The organism is Limisphaerales bacterium, from assembly GCA_014382585.1.
Classification (GTDB): Bacteria; Verrucomicrobiota; Verrucomicrobiia; order Limisphaerales; family UBA1100; genus JACNJL01.
This window is the reverse complement of the sequence record JACNJL010000036.1, coordinates 40,169-63,427: the sequence shown is the minus strand read 5'-3', so window position 1 is coordinate 63,427 and position 23,259 is coordinate 40,169. Positions and strand designations below refer to the sequence as shown.

Sequence of the window (23,259 nt, the reverse complement as noted above, 5' to 3'; positions counted from 1 at the left end):
CTGCCATGACTGATTCCACCAATCCCATCCGCCTCACCCAATACAGCCACGGCGCCGGTTGCGGTTGCAAAATTTCGCCCAAGGTGCTCGACGAAATTCTCAGCGTCGCCGGCAAGGCCGCGCCGAGCGCGCAGCTGCTCGTCGGCAACGACTCCAAGGACGACGCCGCCGTGTTCGATCTCGGCAATGGCCAAGCAGTCATCAGCACCACGGATTTTTTCATGCCCATCGTGGACGATCCCTTCGACTTCGGCCAAATCGCTTCCGTCAACGCCATCAGCGATATTTACGCGATGGGCGGCACACCGTTGATGGCCATTGCGGTGCTCGGTTGGCCGATTGAAAAACTGCCGCCCGCCGTGGCCGGTCGTGTACTCGAAGGCAGCCGCGCCGCGTGCGAACGCGCCGGCATCCCGCTGGCGGGCGGTCACAGCATCGACGCGCCGGAACCGATTTTCGGCCTCGCGGTCACCGGCCAAGTCGCCATCACCGATTTGAAACGCAATGACGGCGCGGAAGTCGATTGCGAGCTGTTCCTCACCAAACCCCTCGGGGTCGGCCTCGTCACCACCGCCCAAAAACGCGGCATCGCCGAGAACGCCGACGTCCAACGCGCCATCGACCAAATGACCGCGCTCAACCAAATCGGCAGCACCCTCAGCGCGTTGCCCGGCGTGAAGGCGATGACCGATGTGACCGGCTTCGGCCTGCTCGGCCATCTCACCGAGCTGTGCGAAGGCAGCGGCGTGAGCGCCATCATCGACAGCGCCAAAGTGCCGCGCCTGCCGAACACCGAACATTATATCGCCGAGGACTGCGCCCCCGGCGGCACTGATCGCAATTTCGACAGCTACGGCCACCACCTCGGCCCGCTCACCGATGCCCAACGCGCCCTCCTCTGCGATCCCCAAACCAGCGGCGGCCTGCTCGTCGCCGTGGCTCCCGAGGGCCTCGCGGCATTCCACGAAGCCACTGCCGAATTGGAATTGAAATCCTTCGGCCAACTCACCGAAGCCACCGAACCCCTCATCACCGTCAACTAATGGCCAAGGCGAAAAACAAAAACCTGCGCGCCATCCCCGGCGTGGACACGCTGTTCAACGCGGTGGCCGACTGCGCCCTGCCCCGCCCGCTCGTCGTGGCCACCATTCGCGCGGAATTGGCTTTGCTGCGCAAATCAAAATCCATTCCCGAACCCGCCGAAATTATTTCCGGCCTTCGACTGCGTTTGGAAGACCTCGCGCTGTCGCGATTGCAACCGGTCATCAACGGCACCGGCGTGGTCGTCCACACCAACCTCGGCCGCGCGCCCATCGCGCCGCCGGACAACAGCGGCTACACCAATCTCGAAATCGACCTCGCCACCGGCCGACGCGGCAAACGCGCCGCGTACGTCGAGCAATGCCTTGCCGAACTCTGCGGCGCGGAGGCCGCGATGGTCACCAATAATTGCGCCGCCGCACTCGTGCTCATTCTGCGCCACTTCACGACAGACAAAAAAGAAGTCATTATTTCGCGCGGTGAACTCGTGCAAATCGGCGGCGGCTTTCGCATTCCGGATATCCTCGAAACCACTGACGCTCAACTGCGCGAAGTCGGCACCACCAACCGCACCACGCTCAACGACTACGCCAAGGCCACCCACAAAAACACCGGCCTCATTCTCAAAGTCCATCGCAGTAATTTTTTTATGGACGGCTTTGTCGCCACGCCCGACCGCCGCGAACTCGCCGCGCTCGCAAAAAAAAACCGCACTCTCTTCGTTGAAGATCTCGGCAGCGGCGTGCTGACCGACACCGAAAACTGGGCCAACGGCCATCACGAAACCACTCCACGCGAGGTCATCAAAAGCGGCGCAGCCCTTGTTTGTTTCAGTGGCGATAAACTCCTCGGCGGCCCGCAAGCGGGAATCATCGCCGGCAAAGCCAAACACATCGCCGCCCTGAAAAAACATCCCTTCTTCCGTGCACTGCGCTGCGACAAACTTATCCTCACCGCGCTGCAATCCGCCGCAGAAAAATATCTGCGCGGTGAAGGCCACACGCTGCCCTTAAACCATAGCCTCCAAGCCGACCCAAAAACACTCAAACGCCGCGCCACCAAACTGGCCAAAGCATTGGCGAAACTCCCCGTGTCCGTCGCCGTCGCCGAAGGCGAATCCCAAGTGGGCGGTGGCGCGTTGCCGCAGGCGACTCTCCCGAGCATCACGCTCAATTTGGTGCCCAACGAAATGAACCTTAAAGATTTCGCCACGCGTTTACGCCGCGCGCCCACGCCGGTGATTGGCGTCATCAGCGGCCAACGTTTTCGCCTCGACTTTCGGACCATTTTTCCTGAGCAGGAAAAGCAACTACTCCAGTCCATCCACAAATCTCTTTTATGAAAAAAAAACTGACACTCATCACACTATTGACCCTTTCGCCTATTTTCGCGGCGGACAAAACAATCGTGCGCGGCACGGACCATTTTGAATTAATTTATGAAATGGCGCTGCCCAAGCTCCCCGCCAACGGTACGCTTTGGGTTCCGCTTGCGGGCGGCGATGCCTTTCAAAAATTTCAAACACGCGATATCACCTCACCCGTGCCGTGGCGCAAAACGCGTGATGTCACCGGCGAAAATGAAATTCTCGTGCTACACCCCACACCCGCCGACAGCGGCAAACGCATCACCATTCGCTACCAAGTCACGCGCAAAGAAAAAGCCGCTCACGCCGAAGCCGGCAATGCGGCGCTGCATCTCAAGGCCGAAAAACTCGTGCCGCTTGACCCGCGTTTCACCGCCATCGCCAAGCGCATTACCGCGAATGCTCCGGGCAATCGCGCGCGCGGCAAGGCGCTTTATGACCACGTGCTCGCGCATATGCGTTACGATAAAACCGGCAAAGGCTGGGGACGCGGCGATGCCCTCTACGCCTGCAACGCGCGCACTGGAAACTGCACTGATTACCACGCCTACTTCATCGCGCTTTGCCGCGCGGCAAACATTCCCGCGCGCTTCGCCATCGGCTTCACGATTCCAGCTGATCGCAACGCGGGCGCCATCAGCGGCTATCATTGTTGGGCGGAATTTTTCGCCAACGGCAAATGGACGCCGGTGGACATCAGTGAGGCCGACAAACAGCCCAAACTGGCCGGATATTATTTCGGGCATCATCCCGCCAACCGCCTCGAACTTAGCCGCGGCCGAGACATTACTGTCATGCCCGCACCCAAGGCCGGTTCGTTTAATTACTTTTTTGGGCCGCATCTCGAAGTGGATGGAAAGACAGTGCCCGTGAAAGCAAATTTCAAATTCAAGCGCTTGACTCTCAAGGATTGATGCCCTCCCGCCACGCCATCCTCGCCACAGCCGGTCATATTGACCACGGCAAGAGTGCGCTCGTGAAGGCGCTCACCGGCAATGATCCCGACCGTTTGCCGGAAGAAAAACTGCGCGGCATCACCATCGATCTCGGCTTCGCGCATCTTGAATTGTCCGGGCACAGCCTCGGCATCGTGGACGTGCCCGGCCATCAGGATTTTGTGAAAAATATGGTGGCCGGCGTTGGCGCGGTTGATCTCGCGCTGCTTGTCGTTGCGGCGGACGACGGCTGGATGCCGCAGACCGAAGAGCACTTACAAATTCTCAGCTACCTCGGCGCAACGCGCGGCGTGGTGGCCCTCACCAAAGCCGACCTCGTGGAGGACACCACCGCGCGCGAAAACGAAATCCGCCAGCAATTGCAAAACAGTCCGCTTGCCGGTGCCGCAATCATTCCGGTGTCCGCCCACAACGGCACCGGTTTGGACGAATTAAAAACCGCTCTCACCGCCGCCGCCGAAACAATGCCGCCCCACACCGACGACGGCCAACCGCGTCTCGCCGTCGACCGCGTGTTCTCGCTGCAAGGCATTGGCACCATCGTCACCGGCACGCTCACCGGCGGCACAATGAGCAAGGGCGACACCGTCACCGCGCATCCACCCGGACGCGACACGCGCATCCGCACATTACAATCGCACAACCGCGCGCAGGACACCGCGCAGCCCGGCACGCGCACCGCGCTGAATCTCGCCGATGCCGCGCGAGGCGAATTGCCTCGCGGCGCGACCATCACCCTCCCCACGCTCGCCGCCACCACGCGCACGCTCGACGTGTTGCTCGAACGCTCCGCGCGCCTCGGCCAGGAATGCGCCCCGCTACGCAACGACACCCGCGTGCGCGTGCACCACGGCAGCGGCCATTGGCCCGCGCGATTGGTTTTGGTGGAAGGCAAAACCCTCGCACCCGGCGCGACGCAACTCGCCCAACTGCGCCTCGAACACCCCGCGTGCGTTTGGCCCGGCGATCGCATCGTCATCCGCAACTGGCCCGAAAGCGCCACGCTCGCCGGCGGTCGAGTGCTCGATACACAGGGCAATCGACAAGGCTTGCGCTCGGCGGCCCACAAACTTTTTTTGCAAACCCGCGCCGACGCGCACGAAGACGCCGAAGCTTGGATTACCTCACAACTCGCGCGCGATGGCATTGCGCGGCGAAATGCACTGCTTCGCCCCTCCACTTTTTCCACTGCTGAAATTGACGCCGCCGTTACCGCGCTGTCCACCGCCGAGACTGCACTGGCCGCCGGCGATTGGATTGCTGATTCATCGCGTTGGAAAAAAGCGCGCGAGGCAATGGCGACCGCGGTGAACGCGGAACACCGCGCCCATCCCGAACGACCGGGATTGGCGATGGAAGCACTGCGGCCACTGGCGCAAAAGGCGTTTCCGATTGGCGATGTGTTTGCGGAATTGCTGGACAGTCTTTGCCAAAACGGATTCAAGCGGCAGGCAAAATATTTAGTAGCGCTCACGCATAAACCGGCATTGCCGCCGCATTTGCGCGCGGCGGGCGAAAAAATTCGCAAGGCACTTGCGGAGGCGGATCCGCCCGCGCGTAAAATTCTGGCCGGCACTTCCGAAGGCTCGCAGGCGTTGCGGTTTCTCATCGAAGCGGGCGAAGTGATTGAGGTCAGCCCCGAATTGGCAATGAGCGCGGGGCAGCTTAATCGCTTTCGGATGCTGCTGAAAAAACATTTACGCACTCACACACAAGCCACGGCCAGCGAATTGCGCCAGGCGCTGGGAACGACGCGACGTATTTTGATTCCGTTGCTGGAAAAGATGGATCGCGACGGCGTGACACTGCGCCAAGGCGATGTGCGCGTGTTGCGGCCGGAAAAATAATCCGCGCTATTTGTAATCGCTGCCATTGAGGCTGTTGATCACGCTCTTTTGCCACGTCGCAAGTTCGGTTTTCATCCGAATGAGGCGCTCGGGCTGCACGTGGGCGAGGTCCAATTTTTCGGCCATATCGCGGCGGAGATTGTAGAGTTTGTATTGCACGGAGGTTCCATTTTTGTGGGGGATGCGGTGCAATTTCCAGTCGCCGGAAATCCACGCCGCCGCGTGCGCGAATTCGTCGAGCGGATATTCCTTGTCCACAAAACCCGCCTTGGGCACAGGTGAAATTTCGCCGGCGGACTGTTCCCTGCGAAGTGCCTCCAACATCTTGCGCGCGTGCATCCCGCGCCCGCCCGTTTTATAATTCCAAAAACCCATCGGCTTGGCGCGGCGAAAAGATTTGCCCCGCAACAATCCCGCAAGACTAACGCCATCGAGCACCGGCTGGTGTTCAGGCAGTTTGACTCCGGCCAACTCCAGCACGGTGGGATAAATATCAACTGTATTCGCGGGCACCTGAGTGATGCGATTTTTTTTGATGACCGCCGGCCACTCAATGATTGCCGGCACGCGAATGCCGCCTTCGAGCAGCACCCCTTTCTTGCCGCTCAATCCGCCCATCGAATTGGGCTTGAGCCCGCCGTTATCGCTGCAGTACCAAAGCACGGTGTTATCCGAAACGCCGAGCTTGCGAATGCCGTTGCGGAGTTTGCCCATCGCGGAATCCATCCCGGCGATCTCCGCATAAAAGTTCGCCATCGCCTTGGGCTCGTCTTTGTATTGTTTCAAAAATTCTTCCCCACCCTGATGCGGACTATGCGGGTTGCCGAACCAAACCACGGCGAGGAACGGCTTGTCCTTCACCTTCGCCATCCACTTCAGCGCGAGCTCCACCGTGACTTCCGAGCTTTCGCCTTTCGTTTCAATCACTTTTCCATTGTGACTAAAGAGCGGATTGTTTTCGTAAAAATTCGGCGCGGAAAACCATTCATCAAATCCGTTCTTCCCCGGTGCCACATCGCTCTCTGAACGCACCGAGCCCAAGTGCCATTTGCCAAAATGCCCCGTTGTGTAGCCCGCTTTTTGCAGTGCCTCGGCGACAGTGATTTCATTGTTCCGCAACGTGTGGCCCCATTGAAAACAGCCCATCCGATTGGGATGCCGTCCCGTCAGCACACTCGCGCGCGTGGGCGAACAAACCGGTGCAGCGGAATAAAAGCGGTCAAAGCGCAGCCCTGTTTTTGCCATCGCATCGAACACCGGCGTTTTCAAAACCTTGTGCCCCATGTAGCCCATGTCGCCCCAGCCTTGATCATCGGCCATGGCGAGGATGATATTAGGACGTTTATTTGCTGCCTGAATGGTGCAGATCGAGGCTGCAATGAGTAGTGAGAAAAATGTTCGTAATTTCATTTTTGAATTGGAATATTCAATTTTTGAAGGGCGGCCTGCAGTAATTGAAGATCTTTTGCCGCGTGACCCGTTACCTTTGTCAGCGGCTTCTTTTCCATCGCGTCAGCGCGAACGTCGTAGTAATTTCCGTTCCGATAAAGTTTATGTTGTTTCGTTCGAACCCATGCCCGGCCGCCTTTACTTTCAGAAAATGCAACGACGCGCGCTTGATGTCGGCGCGTGCTGAACAGTGTGCTGTAAAAACTTACGCCATCGATTTTATTTTCTATCCTGCCGCCCGCGATGGCTGCCAGTGTGGGCAGCCAATCGCTGAAATCCACCAGTTCGTGGCCCACACTGCCGCCCTGAATGTGCCCGCGCCAGTGGGCGATGAGCGGAACGTTGGTGCCGATATCCAGCAGCGTGCCTTTTCCGCCGGGCACGCGTTTGCCGTTACGGATGGAAAATACATTTTCGTATTCGTACTTGCGCCCCGCGATGTGTCGCAGCTTGGAACGGCGCGCGGTGCCATTGTCGCCGGTAAAAAGGATGATCGTATTGTTGCGCAGGCCAAGTTGATCAATCTTGGCGACCAGTTTACCCACCATCGCGTCCATGCTCTCAATCATCTCGCCGTAGTTCATCCAGCGATCCTTGCCCGGCGCGTACGGCACTTGCGTGGGAATGTCATCGGTCACGTCGTGCGCCAGTGCCATGGAGTAATACGCAAAAAATGGTTTCTTCGCCACAGCACTGTTCTCCATAAATTCGCCGAGAAAATCCACGTACAATTCCGGGCCATATTTCCCCTTTCCGTCCGTGCGCAACCGACCATTCTCATACACCATCGGCTCGTGAAACCGCGCGCCTTCGTGCCAACCAAAAACGCTCCACGCGTCAAAGCCCATTCGCGCCGGTTGGTTCAAATCATTCTTCATGAGGCAAAGCTGCCATTTGCCGGCAATGGCCGTCGAATAACCCGCGCGCTTGAGCACCTGTGCGATGGAGTTTTTCTCTTCCGTCTTCGGGAAGGTCCCCCAGCCCGATTTGAGCCGAAACGGATATTTGCCGGTCATCAAACAAATGCGTGAGGGATGGCACACCGGCATACTGAAGCAATAATCGAACCGCATGCCGCCCTTCGCCAACGCGTCAATGTGTGGCGTCTTCCAGCGCTGCCCGCCGTACGCACCAATCGGTTCGCAGCCGACGTCATCAGCCATAATCAATACGATATTGGGCTGCACTTTCGCGGCAATCAAGGACAGGCTCGTAAGTATTAGAAACAGGAAGGGTTTCATTGTAATTTCTCCGGGATGCCTTGGATGATTTGATCATTGGGAAACATCATCTTTACTTCCGCCAAAACCGCTGCGCGATCATCGGCTAGCGACGTGTAACTGACCGTCTCGCCATTGAGGTATAGCGCCCACTTGTTGCATATAAAACAAATTGCAACCTGCGCCGTGTGGTCACCGTGGCGAAAGCGCAACAGGACGCCCGGGTCAAAGTGTGATTTTTCGTCATGGCGAGTGGTCGAGTCCGCAGTGGCCATCAACAAGCTGCGCAGGCGACTTGTGGCTTTACCTCTGAGCGTGCGGCCATCCCGACTGACGGTATAATAGAGGAATCGTTTATCATTAGGTTCAGCGTTGAGTCGGTGAGTGGTAATTTGCGCTGACTCAGAGATCAGTTTACCAAAAAGCTTCATGGGCGGACGCGTTCGGCCTGATGTTTTTTGTTTTATGATTTGCTTTTCAAAGGATTCAACCAGCCTCGGTTCATCGAGCCATAGATTCCGTGTTTCGCCAATGTCCCTGGCCAAATTGTAGAGTTGGCCGCGCGGCCCCTTCGGCTCCGGTTGCACACGGCTCGGTTTGGAAAAACCACCGGATCCGAGTGAAGGGATGTATTTATACTGACCCTGACGTACAGCCATATGCGTTGGCTTCGTGCCGGTGATGAGCTGTTGCCGTGCGGTTTCCCGTTGCCCCACCAATACCGGCAGGAAATTTTCGCTATCCTCCCCCTCGTCATCGGCCAATTTGCGTCCGGTAAGTGCGGCCAAGGTCGCCATCAAATCCGTCTGGCAAATCAGTGCATCACTTGTCGAGTTGGCCTTCACCTTGCCTGGCCAGCGAACGATGAACGGCATCCGATGGCCCGCCTCCCACGCGTCGGCCTTCATCCCGCGTAAAGGCGTGACAGCGCTGTGGTCAAAGCGTTTGGTATCGGCGGGATACCACACGGGGCCGTTGTCGCTGGTGAAAATGACGAGTGTATTTTTCGCGAGTTTTGAACGGTCGATGGCGCCGAGGATTTGGCCCACGGTGTCGTCCACCATTGCCACAAAGTCACTATACCTATTGTTCGTTTTACCTTGGAATTTTTTCGTGGGCAACCACGGGGTATGTGGTGCGGGTAAAGCCACATACAGAAAGAACGGTTGCTCATTACCCTTTCGTCCCTCAATGTATTTCACTGACTCCATCGTGAATCGTGGCAACACTTCCTCATGTTTAAAGTTTGGTGCAATCGGGCCGCCACGCCAAAACTCTCCTTGGATAGGACTCCAACCCTTCGTGTTGCGGGGACCAACGGTCCCTGTGGGTGCCATTACCGCCTGACGACCGCTGATGTAATAGTACGGCACAATGTCCAGCGAATGTGCGATGCCAAAGTACGAATCAAACCCGCGGTCCAACGGCCCTCCCACGAGCGGTTTGGCGTAATCATATTTCGGCCCGCCATCAAACCCGAGATGCCACTTGCCGACCATCGCCGTCGCATACCCCTGCCCGCGCAATGCCGAGGGAATGGTTGATCGCCCTTTCTCGACCAACGCCCGGCTGCGCCAATCCAGCTTGATCCGGTGCGGATAACGTCCGGTGAGCAGTCCGTATCGAGTCGGCACACAAAACGACGCCGGCGCATGCGCGTCAGTAAACCTCATTCCCTCACGTGCCAACTGGTCGATATTATGCGTGGGATTCTTGGACTTTGGATTGTAACAGCGCGCATCGCCGTACCCCATGTCATCAGCCAGAATAATCACAATGTTAGGTGCCCGGTCATTCGCGGAAGCCACAAAGGCAATGAACAAATATCCAATGGCAAAAAAACGGTGCATGCGCAATTGAAGCATCACGACGCAGGAGGAGCAAGGTGGAAGCCAACAACCCAACTAATTGTGCGCCAACAATGTTTTTGCCGCTTGTGCAATTTTAGCACGTTCATCCCGATTCACATCGTTCAGCAGCGGCAGGATCGGCCCCGTGTCAGCGATGCCGGCTTCTGCTACGGCAGCGTGAAGGACACGGATGGGGTGGATGGCATTGCGAAAATCCTCGAGAGGCTCAAAGGTTTGGCGGATGGTTTCGGCGGTTTCGTCGTCGCCCGCCCTCAGTGCGGTCAGCATTTTCATTGAGAGGCTTGGCGCGACGCACACGCAGCCGCTGGTGAATCCTTGCACGCCGAAATCGCGGAGGTGGACGATTGCCGGTTGCTCGCCAATGCCGCTGACGATGCGTTTCGGATCCACGCAGTCCACAAGTTGACGGAGATAATCATCGTGCGCGGGATCGTCGCGGACGATAGCGTATTTAATCCAGCTCACCACGCCGTCGTCCATCAGCGCGCGCGCGTGCTCCGGCTCGAGGTAGCCTTCGAATTTGATGTATAGCACGATGGGATTGCCATAAGCCTCGGCGAATTTGCGAATGCCGGTGGCAACCCCTTTCGGCGTGGCGATATCGCGCGCGGGCAACACCATCGCGGTGGGGAAATCAAACTCGCGCAGTACGGCCGCTTGGTCGAGCGCCGTGCCAAAGGCGGGACCGACGGAGGGAATGACGGTTGTATCCGCGCCGGCGTGATCGCGCAGCATCGTCAACGAATCGGCAAACTCAGCGAGGGCGATGTGGTAAAACACCGCGTTGCCGCCGTAGAGCAACGTGCGCACGCCGCCGGCCTCGAGATGGCGAATCACCTTCGCATTTTCGGTGGCGCAAATTTTCAGGTCCGCATCGCGCGCCAAAGGCGGCACGGCGATGACCGAGCTGGCTAACATTTCTGGAGTAATGACGTTTGTGTTCATCAAAAAATCGGTGGCTCGGGTGTTGCCGGGCCGTGTTGCAAAAAATCAAAATCGCAGCCTTCGTGCGCCTGGGTAACGTGGTTGATGTAAAGCTGGCCGTAGCCGCGGGCGTATTTGGGCTCAGGTTTTTTCCATGCGGTGCGTCGGGTTTCGAGTTCGGCATCATCCACGTGCAGATGGATTGTTCGGTTGGGGACGTCGAGCTCGATTTCGTCGCCGGTTTGTACGAACGCCAAGGGGCCGCCCACGTGACTTTCGGGCGAAAGATGCAGCACGCACATACCGTAGCTGGTGCCGCTCATTCGGGAGTCGGAAAGACGCACCATGTCGCGCACGCCTTCCTTCAGCAACTTGTCAGGAATGGGCAGCATTCCCCATTCGGGAAAACCGGGCGCGCCTTCGGGACCGGCGCTGCGCAGCACGAGCACGGTGTCTTTGGTGACGTCGAGGTCGGGGTCGTTGAGGCGTGCCTTGAGGTCGGGATAATTATCAAACACCAGCGCGGGGCCACAATGGGTGAAGAGTGATTCGACGGCGGCGGCGGGTTTCACTACGCAACCGTGCGGGGCAAGATTGCCACGCAACACAAAGGTGCTGCCCTCGACGGCGACGGGATTGTCCGGCGTGCGGATGACGTCATCATCAATCAACTCCGCGTCGGCGATGTTCGCGGCGAGCGTGTCGCCGTTGACCGTTACACAATCGCCGTGGAGTTGATCGCCGAGCTGCGCCATCAATGCGCGCAGCCCACCGGCGTTATAAAAATCCTCCATCAAATACTGCTCGCCGTTGGGGCGAATGTTGGCGAGTACGGGCGTGGTGCGCGAGAGGCGGTCAAAATCTTCCAACGAAATATCAATGCCCGCACGACCCGCCATCGCGATGAGATGCACGATAGCGTTGGTGGAGCCACCGATGGCCATGTCCACCGTGATGGCATTCTCGAAGGACTCGCGCGTGAGCACGTCCGATGGCTTCAAATCTTCCCACGCCATTTCCACCGCGCGCCGGCCACAGGCGGTGGACATCCGATGATGTTCGCTGACCACCGCCGGAATGCTCGAAGCGCCCGGCAGCGTGAAGCCCAGACTTTCGGCGATGGCCCCCATCGTCGACGCCGTGCCCATCGTCATGCAATGGCCGGGCGAGCGGCCGATGGCGTTTTCGAACTTCGTCCATTCTTCATCACAAAAATTGCCTGCGCACCGTTCCGCCCAAAAATCCCAGACCGAGCTCCCGCTTCCGAGTGTTTCCTTGCCCCAACGCGCCGTCAACATCGGCCCCGCCGGAAGAAATAATGCAGGGACGTTCGCCGAAATAGCACCCATTAGCAGAGCCGGTGTCGTCTTGTCGCAACCGCCCATCAGCACCGCTGCATCGATGGGGTGGCAGCGCAGCACCTCCTCGGTTTCCATCGAGAGCAGGTTGCGGTAAAGCATCGTGGTGGGCTTCATCAACGTTTCGCTGAGCGACATCACCGGCACCTCCACCGGGAACCCGCCCGCCTGCCACACTCCCTGCTTCACTTTCTCGGCACGCTCGCGCAAATGCGAATGGCACGTGTTGAGGTCGCTCCAAGTATTGAGGATGCCAACAACCGGCTTGCCTCGAAAATCCTCATCCGCAACCCCCATCCCCTTCACCCGCGACCGATGCCCAAACGCCCGTAAATTATCCGGCGCAAACCACCGTGCACTGCGGAGATTATCCGGATTTTTTTGTGTTAAAGATTCGTCACTCATGCAAGTAGATGCGGGTTTGTAACGGATAACCCTCCCCGAGGCGATGGCCTTTTTCCTCGCAAATCCAGCCTGTTTCTTTTAAACGACCGGCTCGCATGGCATTTATTCACGACGATTTTTTGTTGGGCAATGAGGCGGCGCGCCGGTTGTACCACGAGTACGCGGCGGGCGAGCCGATTCTGGATTATCATAACCACCTGCCGCCGGCGGAGATAGCCGACAACCGGCAGTTCGCCAATCTCGGCGAGGTGTGGCTCGAAGGCGATCACTATAAATGGCGGGCCATGCGCGCCAATGGTGAAGCAGAGGAAGTTATCACCGGCGATGCATCAGCCAAGGAAAAATTTCTCGCGTGGTCGCGCACGGTTCCGCATACGCTGGGCAACCCGCTTTATCACTGGACACATCTGGAGCTGAGCCGGCATTTCGGCATCGATACTTTGTTAAACGAAGAGACGGCAGAGGAAATCTGGGAAACCGCCAACGCAAAACTCGCCCAGCCGGAATTGTCCGTGCACGGGATTTTAAAGCAGTTTGATGTGCGCGCGCTATGCACCACTGACGACCCCACCGAAAGCCTCAACCAACACAAGGCCATCGCCGCGCTTGGAATCAACACCCAAGTTTACCCAACATTCCGCCCCGATAAAGCATGGAACGTTGACCAGCCGGAACGCTTTAATGCGTGGGCCGACAAGCTTGCCGGTGCCGCTGATGGCGATACCAGCACGCTGGCCGGATTCCTCGCCGCGCTGGAAAAACGCGTGGAAGATTTTCACGCCATCGGCTCGCGACTTAGCGACCATAGTTTCCCCTATGCCTACGCCAATTTTCCCAGCGGCACAAAGGCCGCGGCAATCTTCGACCAGACTCGTGCCGGCACCGCCGCCACGCCGGAGGAACAGGAACAATTCGGCGCGCACGTGATGGAGCATCTCGGCAAATTTTATGCCGCCAAAGGCTGGGCGATGCAATTGCACATCGGCCCGCTGCGTAATAACAACACGCGCCTGTTCCAGGCCATCGGCCCCGACATCGGCTGCGATTCCATCGGCGACTGGCAACAAGCCGCGCCGCTCTCCGCGTTTCTCGATCGCCTTGACCAGAACAACACGTTGCCCAAAACGATTTTGTACAACAACAATCCGATGGACAATCTAACCTTCGCCACGATGATCGGAAATTTTCAGGGCGGCATCGCCGGCAAAATGCAGTTTGGCAGCGGCTGGTGGCACGCCGATCAGCAAGAGGGAATGGAATGGCAAATGAAAGCGCTGGCCAACACCGGCCTGCTCTCTCGCTTCATCGGGATGCTCACCGACTCCCGATCCTTTCTGAGCTTCCCGCGCCACGAATACTTCCGCCGCACCCTCTGCAGCCTCATTGGTAAATTCATGCACAACGGCCAGCTGCCCGATGATTACGACCTCGTGGGCAACATGGTGAAACGCATCAGCTACCAGAATGCGAAGGAGTATCTGGCCCTGAATGTGGCGGATTAATCAATCCGCAAGATGCGGTTGTGACCGGTGTCGACAACGTAAAGCCTTCCCTTTTCCCAAGTCACCCCGTGTGGGTAATCGAGCTTCACTTTCCCATGACCCAAAACTGTTGAGACTTGTCCGGTCTTGGGATCAAATTTCCGAATGAGATCATTCGCCTCATCCGCAATATAGACATTGTCCTTATCATCCACACAAATATGCTTGGGAGCACCCAGCGTGGCTTGTTTGCCTGATCCATCCTTCCTACCCTTTTTGCCCGTACCCACAACGGTGTAAATTTTCCCATTCGATCGCACCACGCGTAAGGCATGGCCGGAGCGTTCAAGGATGTAAACATTCCCCTTGGAGTCTGGCGCAACAGCACGGGGATCAAACAGCGGTGCTTTCGCAGCCTCCACCCCATCCTTGGGCACACCCTTCTTGCCGTTGCCGGCAAGGGTGCTGACTTTGCCGGTTTTCAAATCCGCCACGCGGACGCGCTTGTTGCCGATGTCCGCGATATAAATCTTATCGTGCGTGGCGTTCGTGGTGATGCACATCACGTTGGTGAACGTCGCTTTGCCGCTCGGACCGCCATCGCCACTGAAGCCTTTTTTGCCCGTACCGATCACAGTGCTAATGCGGCCGGTCTCGGCAGCAATCTTGCGCACGCAAAAATTCCACGAATCAGCGATAAGCACATCACCTTTCGGCATCACGGCAACGTTGTGCATGCCGTTGAAGGTGGCTCTTTTCGCGGGCCCACCATCGCCCGTATAACTTTTGCTGCCGTCGCCGCCGATGGTTGTGAAGAGATTGCCGGGAGACAATCGATGCACGCGCCCGCCACCGAGTTCCACAATCCACATATTTCCCTCGGCATCAAAATCAACACCGAAAGGTTGCTTCAATGGATTCGGCTGGGTGGTCATCGGCCTGCCCTCACCGGGATACCAACTGCCATAAATCAGGGTAACCTTGGGTTCAACGCCATCGGCAGCCAGCGCGATGAGGTGTACGACCAAAAGTGAAAGGATGGTTTTCATGTGCGCGGATTGTCACAGGTGCAGGCGGGCTTGGCAATGCGCGCTTGAACCGGTATCGTCTGGCGCATGAGTTTGGCAGAACAAAATGCACTGGTTCTGGGCGGCGGCTCAGGGATGGGCGAGGCGATTGCGTTAGCCCTGGCCGCGGAAGGAATGAACGTGGTGATCGCCGGTCGGCGGCTCGAAAACCTCGAGGCCGTGGCGGCACAGTCGGACACCAAAATGTTGACGCACACCGCCGACGTGGGCGACCGCGAAAGTGTGCGCGAGTTATTTGAATGGTTCGCGGGCAAATTTGATCGGCTGCATTTGCTGGTAAACAGCGCCGGCGTCAATGTCCCCAAGCGCTCGATGAGCGAGCTGTCACCGGGAGACTGGGACAAGCTCATCCGCATCAATGCCACCGGCGCGTTCAACTGCATGCACTTCGGCCTACCGCTGATGCGACCGCACAAGGCGGGATTAATCATCAATATCTCGTCCATCGCCGGCTTGCGCGCGAGTCACCTCGGCGGCGTGGGTTACAACGCCAGCAAATTCGCCATGAACGCGCTGGGCACATCCGCCTCGGGCGATGAACTGGAAAACAACATCCGCATCACCACCATTTGTCCCGGCGAAGTGGATACGCCCATCCTCGATGACCGCCCCGTGCCACCCAACGCCGAGCATCGCGCCACGATTTTGAAAGCCACCGACGTCGCCCAAATGGTCCTCGCCGTCGCCAAGCTCCCCGCCCGCGCCCACGTGCCGGAACTCACCATCAAGCCCGCATCGCAATTGTTTGTGTAGCGCGGGAGGGACGAGTTCCGCCTCGTCCCAATTCTTTTTTATCACAGCGAGGTAGGGCGTGCTCTCCGAGCGCGCCGCGGCGGTTTCGGAGAAACCGCCCTACCATTCATTCTCAGTGCCCTCTGTGCCTCTGTGGTGAATCATCAAACGCGCCATTGATTCAATCGATAGTTGCATTGGTTTTATCAATTAACGCCCAATCGCCATTCGGGGCTACCTTGAGGGCATGAAAGCAAAGCTGATCATCCTATCCGCCACCAGCCTCATCCTGTTGGGCGGCACGGGTTGCACCATCATTTCGGAAGAAACATTTGTCGGCAAACGGGTGGAGCGCCAAACCACCTCTTTCAAACGGTCGCACTATATTGAGACGCGTGAAAATGGCCGGGTGATTTATCGATTATCCACCGAAGGCAAAGCGGCCGTGACAAAAGAGGCGCAACGCTACGAAAACCGCAAGACCGCCCGCCAAACACGCCGCGATATCTCAAAGCCAATTACTCATCTTGCGGATTGGGCTGCCGCAACCGTCACGTTGCCATTTGAATTACGCGGTGGAAGTTGGGGCCGAGCGATTGGTGAGAGTAAAAAAACCACTCCCCTAAACTATCCATAAAAAGATGGCTTTCCGACAGTTGTTCTGCTACTTATCCACAACGGCTCCGCGCTGGCCGGCAGGTTTTTAATGTTTGCCCGCAAACAGATCGACATCGGTTACCGCGACTTGGCTGCGGCCTTGGGCTACTGCCTTTGGCCGAGCTTGAGTCGACGACGCCTTGAGACGGAGCTCACGCGGCTTTGGTCTGATGATGGCGATGCGGTCACCGCGCTTTCTGTTCGCACCGCCTTCGATTGCTGGCTGTCCACTCAAAATCTTCCGCGCGGCAGCGAGGTCATTGTTAGCGGCATCAACATTCCCGATATGGCGCGCATCCTCGAGCATCACGGGCTGCAAATGATTCCGGTGGATGTGGACCTTGCCACGATGGAAATCCTCGCCGACGAATTGGAGGACGCCATCACCCCGCGCACGCGACTAGTACTCGTCGCTCACCTCTTCGGCTCGCGCATGGATTTGGATCCGGTTTTTGAAATCACCGGCCAACATCCGGAAATTTTGGTGGCGGAAGATTGCGCGCAAGCGTTTGATGGATGCGAAGGCTATCGCGGCGATGCCCGCAGCGATCTCAGCCTCTTCAGCTTCGGCGCCATCAAAACCGCCAGCGCACTCGGCGGCGCGATGGCCCGCGTGCGCGATGCCGCTGTGCGCGAACGGATGCGCGCGATGATGGCCGATTACCCCGCGCAACGCCGCGCGTATTTTTTCAAACGCGCCCTGAAATTTGCCGCGCTCAAAACGCTTGGCCTCAACTGGATTTACACTGCCTTCACCCAAGCCTGCAAAATGTTTGGGGTGGATTATGATTTGCTCGTGGTCAATGCCGTGCGCGGATTTATGGGCGACCTCATCCCCCTCCTGCGCCGCCAACCCGCCCTGCCCCAGCTGGCACTCTTGCGGCGGCGACTGCGCCAATGCCCGCGTGCCCGCCTCACCGCCCGTCGACAAGCCGGCCAGCGAGTGAACCATCAGCTACCCACTCCGCTCCGCTGCGCCGGCCACGCTAACCCGCACAACACGTGGTGGCTCTTTCCAGTTTTCACCGAGAACAAAACCGAATTAGTAACCGACCTGCGCGCCCAAGGCTTTGACGCCACCGCATCCTCATCCCAACTCTGCGCGATGGAAGGCGAAGACGGCGCGGCAGTCGATTGCGAAGATTTTATGGACGGCACCGTGTACGTCCCCGTCTACGCCGGCATCCCCAACGAAGCCCTCGATCGCCTCGCCGCCACCCTCCGCCAACACGCCCACGCCACGCAATCCCTCGGAGTGCTGCCAGCCGAGGAACCCGAACTGGAGTCGGCGATTCTTGCGGAATAGAACCTCCCATAAAAACCCTCAACGGATAACTCGCCCTTTTTCCATCAGACGAGGAACGTTCACCTTCAAAAACGCCACCGCAGCCTTCTCGTTCCTGTCCTTCTTTTTCAACCACTTAGCTACTTTTAGATAATTCCTAGGATTGTATACGAAGTTATGAAGATCGCCAACTTGCAAACCGCTCATATTTTCCCAGAATGAATACGTCCTCATTTCGATAAGAAAGTCCCATCCATCTGAAATTTCAGGGCTAAATTTCTTAAAACCAATTCCTTGATAAAGGACAGCTCCGTTGTCAGTTTGAATCCGCCTCAAACCCGTTGGCTCGAATACTGGATCCTTTGGAAAGGTTAATTCCGATTCCAATTTATTACTAATTACACGCCAATCTATTAGGGGGGATTCACCGTCAACGTGTGGCCCAAATTGAACAATCAACTTCTCTTCGGCTGTGGAGAATATTACTTCACGCCTCGTTAAAACAAGTGTAGAACTTGCCGATGTAAAATCAGGCAAGTAGAGATTAGCTTGAGACCAAGTCATGCCAATTTTAAGATTTGCTATTGCGGGAGAGAATGGGTGGCCAACTGCTCCGTTAGAGACCGCCCTATCCTGCACAGCGCAACCAATCGATAATAAAAGCAAAAATGAAAACTTCATTTCTTCTTCCCCCATTTCCAAGAAAATTTCCCGTTTGCATCAATTGTATATTTATGCCAAAGCGTGATTAAACCAACAGGGATTTTCGTGCCTGTTTTATACGAATAAATATTGTGCTTTATTTCATTCTCACTCCCACTTATTCCAATTGCAGAATGTACAGTTGCCGCATCGGCAACAATCATTGCACCGGTAAATCCTGCTTTCGGATTCCTTAATGTTGACACAGTCCAGATCCCTCCGTCTTCGACTTTTCTCAATTCATTTTTTACGACTTTTTCGTTTACCCGTTTTCCTGCAACTAAATGCGCTGTGGAAAATGTCTCACTCGAGTAAAAATCGCATTCACCGGAAAATTGAACTACAATTCCTACGTAAAATGCGACCGTTTTTAGGGACCCAGCTTTCCACTCTTTCCCGCCCTTATCCTTGAATTTAAGGTTAAATGCTTCTTGCTTTCCCATATTTACAAAAGGCTTGAAAGTCATTTTTTGTTTTGCATATTTGTCATTTAAATAAACCATTGAATCTTTTGCTAGTTTAGATATCGGGCCTTCTTTATCTAAAAATTTAGCATTGCCATCAGCGATGGTTCCCTCATATAACAATTGATACCCACCAACCTTGCAGATTTGTTTTTGAACAGGTTTATCCGCCACTTCCCGTTCGCCAGTTTCTGGAAAATCTGAATCTTGATCATTGCCTTTATTTGGAATCGTTTCTCCGATTTCAAATCCGTACTCGAATCCTTCCGGGTTTTCTGGCAACTCTTTGGGGTATTCACCTTCAGTTCCGGTATATCCTGCTAATTCCAGTTCCTTGAGGTCGGCTTCCTCCATTCCTGTACTGGCCAGATATTTCTGCCATTCGGATTCTCCGGTTTCTGTATCCACATCGTAGAAAGCGATTTCTTCGTCGTTGGCTTCGGGTTCGAGTGGTACTAAAATCAGAAGTGCTTCGCCGGGTTCGGGGTGGTCTGCTTCGTCAGCCGTGGTTGTGGGGGCATAGCCTATGAGTATGGCTGCGGTTAGGGCCATCATCGGCGGGATGAGTTTTTGTGTTTTCATTTTTTTGGTTGGTTGGTTGGATTGGTGGATTATTTCAGTCTTTGCTCTTTCTTTGTTTCTCGATTGCTTCCCGCATTTCTCTTGTTTTTTTCATTTTGATTAACTTGATGATGACTGCTTCGCGGCGTTTTTCCATACGTTTGCAAATACGAGCCTAGCCATGCCGGCAACTCATAGGAGCGACTGCCAAAATGAGGCCCGCCATACTGTTGCCGTTCTTCATTCCCTTCACCGCCGACTTGGGCGAGCGGCCTCGGGATATTTAGTACCCTGATCACTCCAGACAGCATATTTCCCACCTCTTAACAAATCCTCACGCTTCACTTTTGGCGGCACGGATATATTTGGTTTAAGCCGTGCTGAAATAGCGCACAATTGATTGCCACCAACCACCAGAAGAATTGATTCGGAACGAAGATAAGTGCCCGGTGGATCTCTTTGACAAACTATATCTAGTAAATATTTACTATCTGGGCGAGGAGGGCAATCGGCGATAATCTCCTTTTCCCATTCATATTCTGCCTCTGCAATCTTAAGAGCGTGCCATGGTGAAGTTTTTAATATTCCGATCAAGTGGTTCCTGTAATTATCGAATTCTTGGATGACCTGATTAATTTCTTTTTTGCTGAATACCCCAGCACAACTTCCAAGCGTACCAAACACAACACAATTTTTGAATTCATAAGCAAAAACCTCGCCACCAATTCTTCCCACTCGCCTGCCTCCCATTCTTACAAAATCACGTGACATAATTTCACCGATTGCATCATGATCAAGCGGGGATTCGTTTAGTATTTTCGCCAAAAATCCAGGGAATTCCGCAAGTTCATCTTTTGGCGCCACTACACAACCACCCCCCCCACATAACATGAGGAGGCAACATATAATTAAGCACAATTTCATTGTCATAATTGCCCTCCCTACGGAAGTTTGAACTCAATTGATGAAAATTTTGGGCCCGCTTTGACATCTATGGTTGCGTCTGCCCTGATTCTGGTCTTTAATATTCCGATCGCGTCAACACGCCCGACAACAAATAAATCCCTGTATATACTCCCATCATAAATAACCTCAGGCTTTGCGCTCTCAGGATCATGTATGTTTCCAATGTGCTCCACAACAAGAACTTCCACGATTGCAAACTGGCATTTCCCCTTCTTTTTGATTAGTTTGCCTACGTACTCTTCGATTGAAATTTTAGGCCCTAGATTTAACTTTTTCAGTTTGCCTTTAGCAGAATGTTTCGCCGCAAACAGTTTGCCGCCTACAATATGCACATATGTTACCAATGCAGAAATGTTCACCCCAAGAATAACATCTCCCCTCTTCAAATTCACTCCGCCCACTTCAGGAAATCTTTCGTTCGATAAATAATTCTCACCTAAAGAGTGCAAATTCTTGAATGGAAACCCATACTTTTCATACTTTTTCTCATCAGAAAAATATTGAATTGCTAATTTCACAAGTTTTTTCTCGTTAAGGTTAACATCAATGAACAGTCGATCCAAAAACTCCTTGTTGTTTTGATTAATTCCACTGACCAAAAACGCCCCGCAATTACCCCAATTCACTGGCAGCTTTACATTATCCGCCACTTCCCATTCGCCAGTTTCTGGAAAATCTGAATCTTGATCATCGCCTTTATTTGGAATCGTTTCTCCGATTTCGAATCCGTACTCAAAGCTTTTCTCGATTCCCGGCAACTCTTTGGGGTATTCACCTTCAGTTCCGGTATTATCAGTTGAATCTGGTGTTTCAAGGTCGGCTTCCTCCATCCCTGTATTGGCCAGATATTCCTGCCGCTCGGATTCTCCAGTTTCTGTATCCACATCGTAGGAAGCGATTTCCTCGTCGTTGGCTTCGGGTTCGAGTGGCACTAAAATCAGAAGTGCTTCGCCGGATTCACGGTGGTCTGCTTCATCAGCCGTGGTTGTGGGGGCATAGCCTATGAGTATGGCCGCAGTTAGGGCCATCATCGTTGGGATGAGTTTTTGTGTTTTCATTTTTTTGGTTGGTTGGTTGGATTGGCGGATTATTTCAGTCTCTGCTCTTTCTTTGTTTCTCGATTGCTTCCCGCATTTCTTCAGTTTTCTTTATATGAATCTGTCCGACTCACATTTTTCCACATTCGGAAAACACGAAGTTTCTTAGCTTACGATTCCAGACATTATTCGACCCCTTTCAATTCTTCCGGAGGAAATTTTGCATTTGAATAATATACTTTCAAATCGGGGCGTTTCACCTGCAATAAACGGACGGACTGTTCTGAGAGCCTACAGCGAAAGAACATTACCTTTTCAAGCGAATTCATCATAACGATTTCCCTTAAGGCGCCCTCTGTAACTTGGGTGCACCTAATCAAACAAAGTTCTTTAATATGCCTCCCAAATGATGATTTAATTTCAAGAATAGAGCGATCACTCCAACCTTTCCCATGAATAGTCAATCGCTTCAACTGATTGAACTTCGCCCATTTATTTACAGGAAACGTAGTGGCCACATCGTGCCCAGCTGTAAGCGCAATTAAAGGGGCATTTAATACAATCTGCATTTGAGATGCGGGTACTGATATTTTATAATTCAAATCCATCTGGTTTTCATCTATATACTTTGAAAACCGAATTTCTCCATACGGCTCCCCTTCCACCTCATACACTGAAGGCTGCCTGCCTGAAATTGGCGAGTTTGAGTGATAGGTAAATTTGCAACCCAATCGATACAACTTGATTATTGTTTGCGCCTTTGAATGAGGATGATCTACTCCTACAGATTGACACCCAATGTGACTAATGGATATCAAGGAAACGATTATTATTAATATTTTCATATCGATTAAAACTTCCATTAATTCTCTATATCCAATCTAACGATCCTTGGTTTTATTTCTTGAAATAAACCTGGCTCTGCCCTAAGGCTGTCAACATCAAACACAACACCAGCAACCCATGCTGAATAATCACCTCTGGATGAAAATATAACCTCATCCATGCTGCGCACAGTTACATCTGACCCAAATTGTATCTGGTAATTAATTTTATTGCCGTCAAAAATAACTGGACCACTTGAAACCTCACCCTTTAGTGATACATGCAATGGTTCTTTGCTGTATTGATCAATTACGCCCTTCATTGGGACCATGAAATAATCGTCATTTAGCACCTCAATTCCGTTTGTTATCAATTTCATATTGACTAACTGTTCATAGAAAACATCTCCGGCCACATCCTCCCACTTTTTCCCATATTCAAAGTGCACCAAAAACGGGAGCACTATTTCCCATTTTGCTCGTTCACCTGGTATAATCACTCGATTAATGCTAAAGGGTTCAGCAAAAATATACGCGATCTCTTCAACTGAAAAGAGTTTCAGTAAGTCCTTTTTGTCATCTTCTTTACCTTCATTAAGAACGATTTCATCTGGGAAACTCAAACCCTGACCATCACCTTCATCTGGAAATATCTCTTTTTTTTCGAGTCCGTACTCAAATCCTTCTTCGATTCCTGGCAACTCATTGAGATATTCACCTTCAGTTCCGGTATAACCTGCTGATTCCAGTTCCTTGAGGTCGGCTTCCTCCATTCCTGTACTGGCCAGATAATCCTGCCATTCGGATTCTCCGGTTTCTGTACCCACATCGAAGGAAGCGATTTCCTCGTCGTTGGCTTCGGGTTCGAGTGGCACTAAAATCAGAAGTGCTTCGCCGGATTCACGGTGGTCTGCTTCATCAGCCGTGGTTGTGGGGGCATAGCCTATGAGTATGGCCGCAGTTAGGGCCATCATCGTTGGGATGAGTTTTTGTGTTTTCATTTTTTTTGGTTGGTTGGATTGGCG

General features: G+C 54.3%; 20 protein-coding genes. 8 read left to right on the top strand and 12 right to left on the bottom strand.

Translation table 11 applies throughout. The features are described 5' to 3' along the window. The first annotated feature begins 5 nt into the window (after positions 1–5). The 4 genes from selD to selB are packed head-to-tail and all read left to right on the top strand — an operon-like array spanning position 6 to position 5,210. Entirely contained in the window at positions 6–1,043 is a 1,038-nt protein-coding gene (gene selD, locus H8E27_06840) for a selenide, water dikinase SelD (GenBank protein ID MBC8325327.1), read from the top strand. Beyond that, positions 1,043–2,383 (top strand): L-seryl-tRNA(Sec) selenium transferase, encoded by a 1,341-nt coding sequence (gene selA, locus H8E27_06835; GenBank protein MBC8325326.1) that lies wholly within the window; start codon positions 1,043–1,045, stop codon positions 2,381–2,383. The genes selD and selA overlap by 1 nt, the downstream gene beginning before the upstream one ends. Further along, entirely contained in the window at positions 2,380–3,321 is a 942-nt protein-coding gene (locus H8E27_06830) for a transglutaminase domain-containing protein (GenBank protein MBC8325325.1), read from the top strand. Before selA ends, H8E27_06830 begins: the two co-directional genes overlap by 4 nt. Then, positions 3,321–5,210, top strand: coding sequence for a selenocysteine-specific translation elongation factor (gene selB / locus H8E27_06825; protein MBC8325324.1), 1,890 nt, complete (start codon positions 3,321–3,323; stop codon positions 5,208–5,210). The genes H8E27_06830 and selB overlap by 1 nt, the downstream gene beginning before the upstream one ends. Before the next feature lie 6 nt (positions 5,211–5,216). Here selB and H8E27_06820 read toward each other — a convergent pair whose 3' ends face one another. From H8E27_06820 to H8E27_06800, 5 genes are all read right to left on the bottom strand, one after another. After that, entirely contained in the window at positions 5,217–6,620 is a 1,404-nt protein-coding gene (locus tag H8E27_06820; protein ID MBC8325323.1) for a sulfatase-like hydrolase/transferase, read from the bottom strand. Continuing rightward, on the bottom strand, positions 6,617–7,822 hold the full coding sequence (locus tag H8E27_06815) for a sulfatase-like hydrolase/transferase (GenBank protein MBC8325322.1): 1,206 nt from the start codon (positions 7,820–7,822) through the stop codon (positions 6,617–6,619). The genes H8E27_06820 and H8E27_06815 overlap by 4 nt, the downstream gene beginning before the upstream one ends. A gap of 74 nt (positions 7,823–7,896) precedes the next feature. Beyond that, entirely contained in the window at positions 7,897–9,729 is a 1,833-nt protein-coding gene (locus H8E27_06810) for an arylsulfatase (protein MBC8325321.1), read from the bottom strand. A 54-nt stretch (positions 9,730–9,783) separates the two neighbouring features. Continuing rightward, positions 9,784–10,695 (bottom strand): dihydrodipicolinate synthase family protein, encoded by a 912-nt coding sequence (locus H8E27_06805; GenBank protein ID MBC8325320.1) that lies wholly within the window; start codon positions 10,693–10,695, stop codon positions 9,784–9,786. Beyond that, positions 10,695–12,437 carry a dihydroxy-acid dehydratase gene (locus H8E27_06800; protein ID MBC8325319.1) on the bottom strand — a complete coding sequence of 581 codons (1,743 nt, stop codon included), beginning with the start codon at positions 12,435–12,437 and terminating at the stop codon, positions 10,695–10,697. Before H8E27_06800 ends, H8E27_06805 begins: the two co-directional genes overlap by 1 nt. A gap of 95 nt (positions 12,438–12,532) precedes the next feature. Here H8E27_06800 and uxaC point away from each other — a divergent pair, with 95 nt between their 5' ends. Further along, positions 12,533–13,939, top strand: a complete 1,407-nt coding sequence (gene uxaC, locus H8E27_06795; GenBank protein MBC8325318.1) for a glucuronate isomerase — start codon at positions 12,533–12,535, stop codon at positions 13,937–13,939. Here the strand turns inward: uxaC and H8E27_06790 are convergent. Beyond that, positions 13,936–14,967 carry a hypothetical protein gene (locus tag H8E27_06790; GenBank protein MBC8325317.1) on the bottom strand — a complete coding sequence of 344 codons (1,032 nt, stop codon included), beginning with the start codon at positions 14,965–14,967 and terminating at the stop codon, positions 13,936–13,938. The two genes, uxaC and H8E27_06790, sit on opposite strands and share 4 nt — an antisense overlap. Before the next feature lie 66 nt (positions 14,968–15,033). On the opposite strand from H8E27_06790, the gene H8E27_06785 reads away from it, so the two are divergent. The 3 genes from H8E27_06785 (at position 15,034) to H8E27_06775 (ending at position 17,701) form a co-directional block, all read left to right on the top strand. After that, positions 15,034–15,759, top strand: coding sequence for an SDR family oxidoreductase (locus H8E27_06785; protein MBC8325316.1), 726 nt, complete (start codon positions 15,034–15,036; stop codon positions 15,757–15,759). Positions 15,760–15,985: 226 nt separating this feature from the next. Next, positions 15,986–16,375 carry a hypothetical protein gene (locus H8E27_06780; protein ID MBC8325315.1) on the top strand — a complete coding sequence of 130 codons (390 nt, stop codon included), beginning with the start codon at positions 15,986–15,988 and terminating at the stop codon, positions 16,373–16,375. Positions 16,376–16,444: 69 nt separating this feature from the next. Further along, the gene (locus H8E27_06775; protein MBC8325314.1) at positions 16,445–17,701 is read left to right on the top strand and encodes a DegT/DnrJ/EryC1/StrS aminotransferase family protein; all 1,257 of its coding nucleotides are present in this window, start codon (positions 16,445–16,447) and stop codon (positions 17,699–17,701) included. Positions 17,702–17,719: 18 nt separating this feature from the next. Here the strand turns inward: H8E27_06775 and H8E27_06770 are convergent, their stop codons facing one another. The 6 genes from H8E27_06770 to H8E27_06745 all read right to left on the bottom strand — a co-directional run bounded on the left by H8E27_06770 (position 17,720) and on the right by H8E27_06745 (position 23,235). Then, complete coding sequence (locus H8E27_06770) at positions 17,720–18,376, bottom strand: hypothetical protein (GenBank protein MBC8325313.1); 657 nt, start codon at positions 18,374–18,376, stop codon at positions 17,720–17,722. Next, positions 18,358–19,428 (bottom strand): hypothetical protein, encoded by a 1,071-nt coding sequence (locus H8E27_06765; protein MBC8325312.1) that lies wholly within the window; start codon positions 19,426–19,428, stop codon positions 18,358–18,360. The genes H8E27_06770 and H8E27_06765 overlap by 19 nt, the downstream gene beginning before the upstream one ends. A gap of 228 nt (positions 19,429–19,656) precedes the next feature. Beyond that, positions 19,657–20,271, bottom strand: coding sequence for a hypothetical protein (locus H8E27_06760; GenBank protein ID MBC8325311.1), 615 nt, complete (start codon positions 20,269–20,271; stop codon positions 19,657–19,659). 77 nt (positions 20,272–20,348) lie between these two features. Next, positions 20,349–21,431, bottom strand: a complete 1,083-nt coding sequence (locus H8E27_06755; protein MBC8325310.1) for a hypothetical protein — start codon at positions 21,429–21,431, stop codon at positions 20,349–20,351. A gap of 164 nt (positions 21,432–21,595) precedes the next feature. After that, on the bottom strand, positions 21,596–22,273 hold the full coding sequence (locus H8E27_06750) for a hypothetical protein (GenBank protein ID MBC8325309.1): 678 nt from the start codon (positions 22,271–22,273) through the stop codon (positions 21,596–21,598). Next, positions 22,273–23,235, bottom strand: a complete 963-nt coding sequence (locus H8E27_06745; protein MBC8325308.1) for a hypothetical protein — start codon at positions 23,233–23,235, stop codon at positions 22,273–22,275. Before H8E27_06745 ends, H8E27_06750 begins: the two co-directional genes overlap by 1 nt. Positions 23,236–23,259 lie beyond the last annotated feature (24 nt).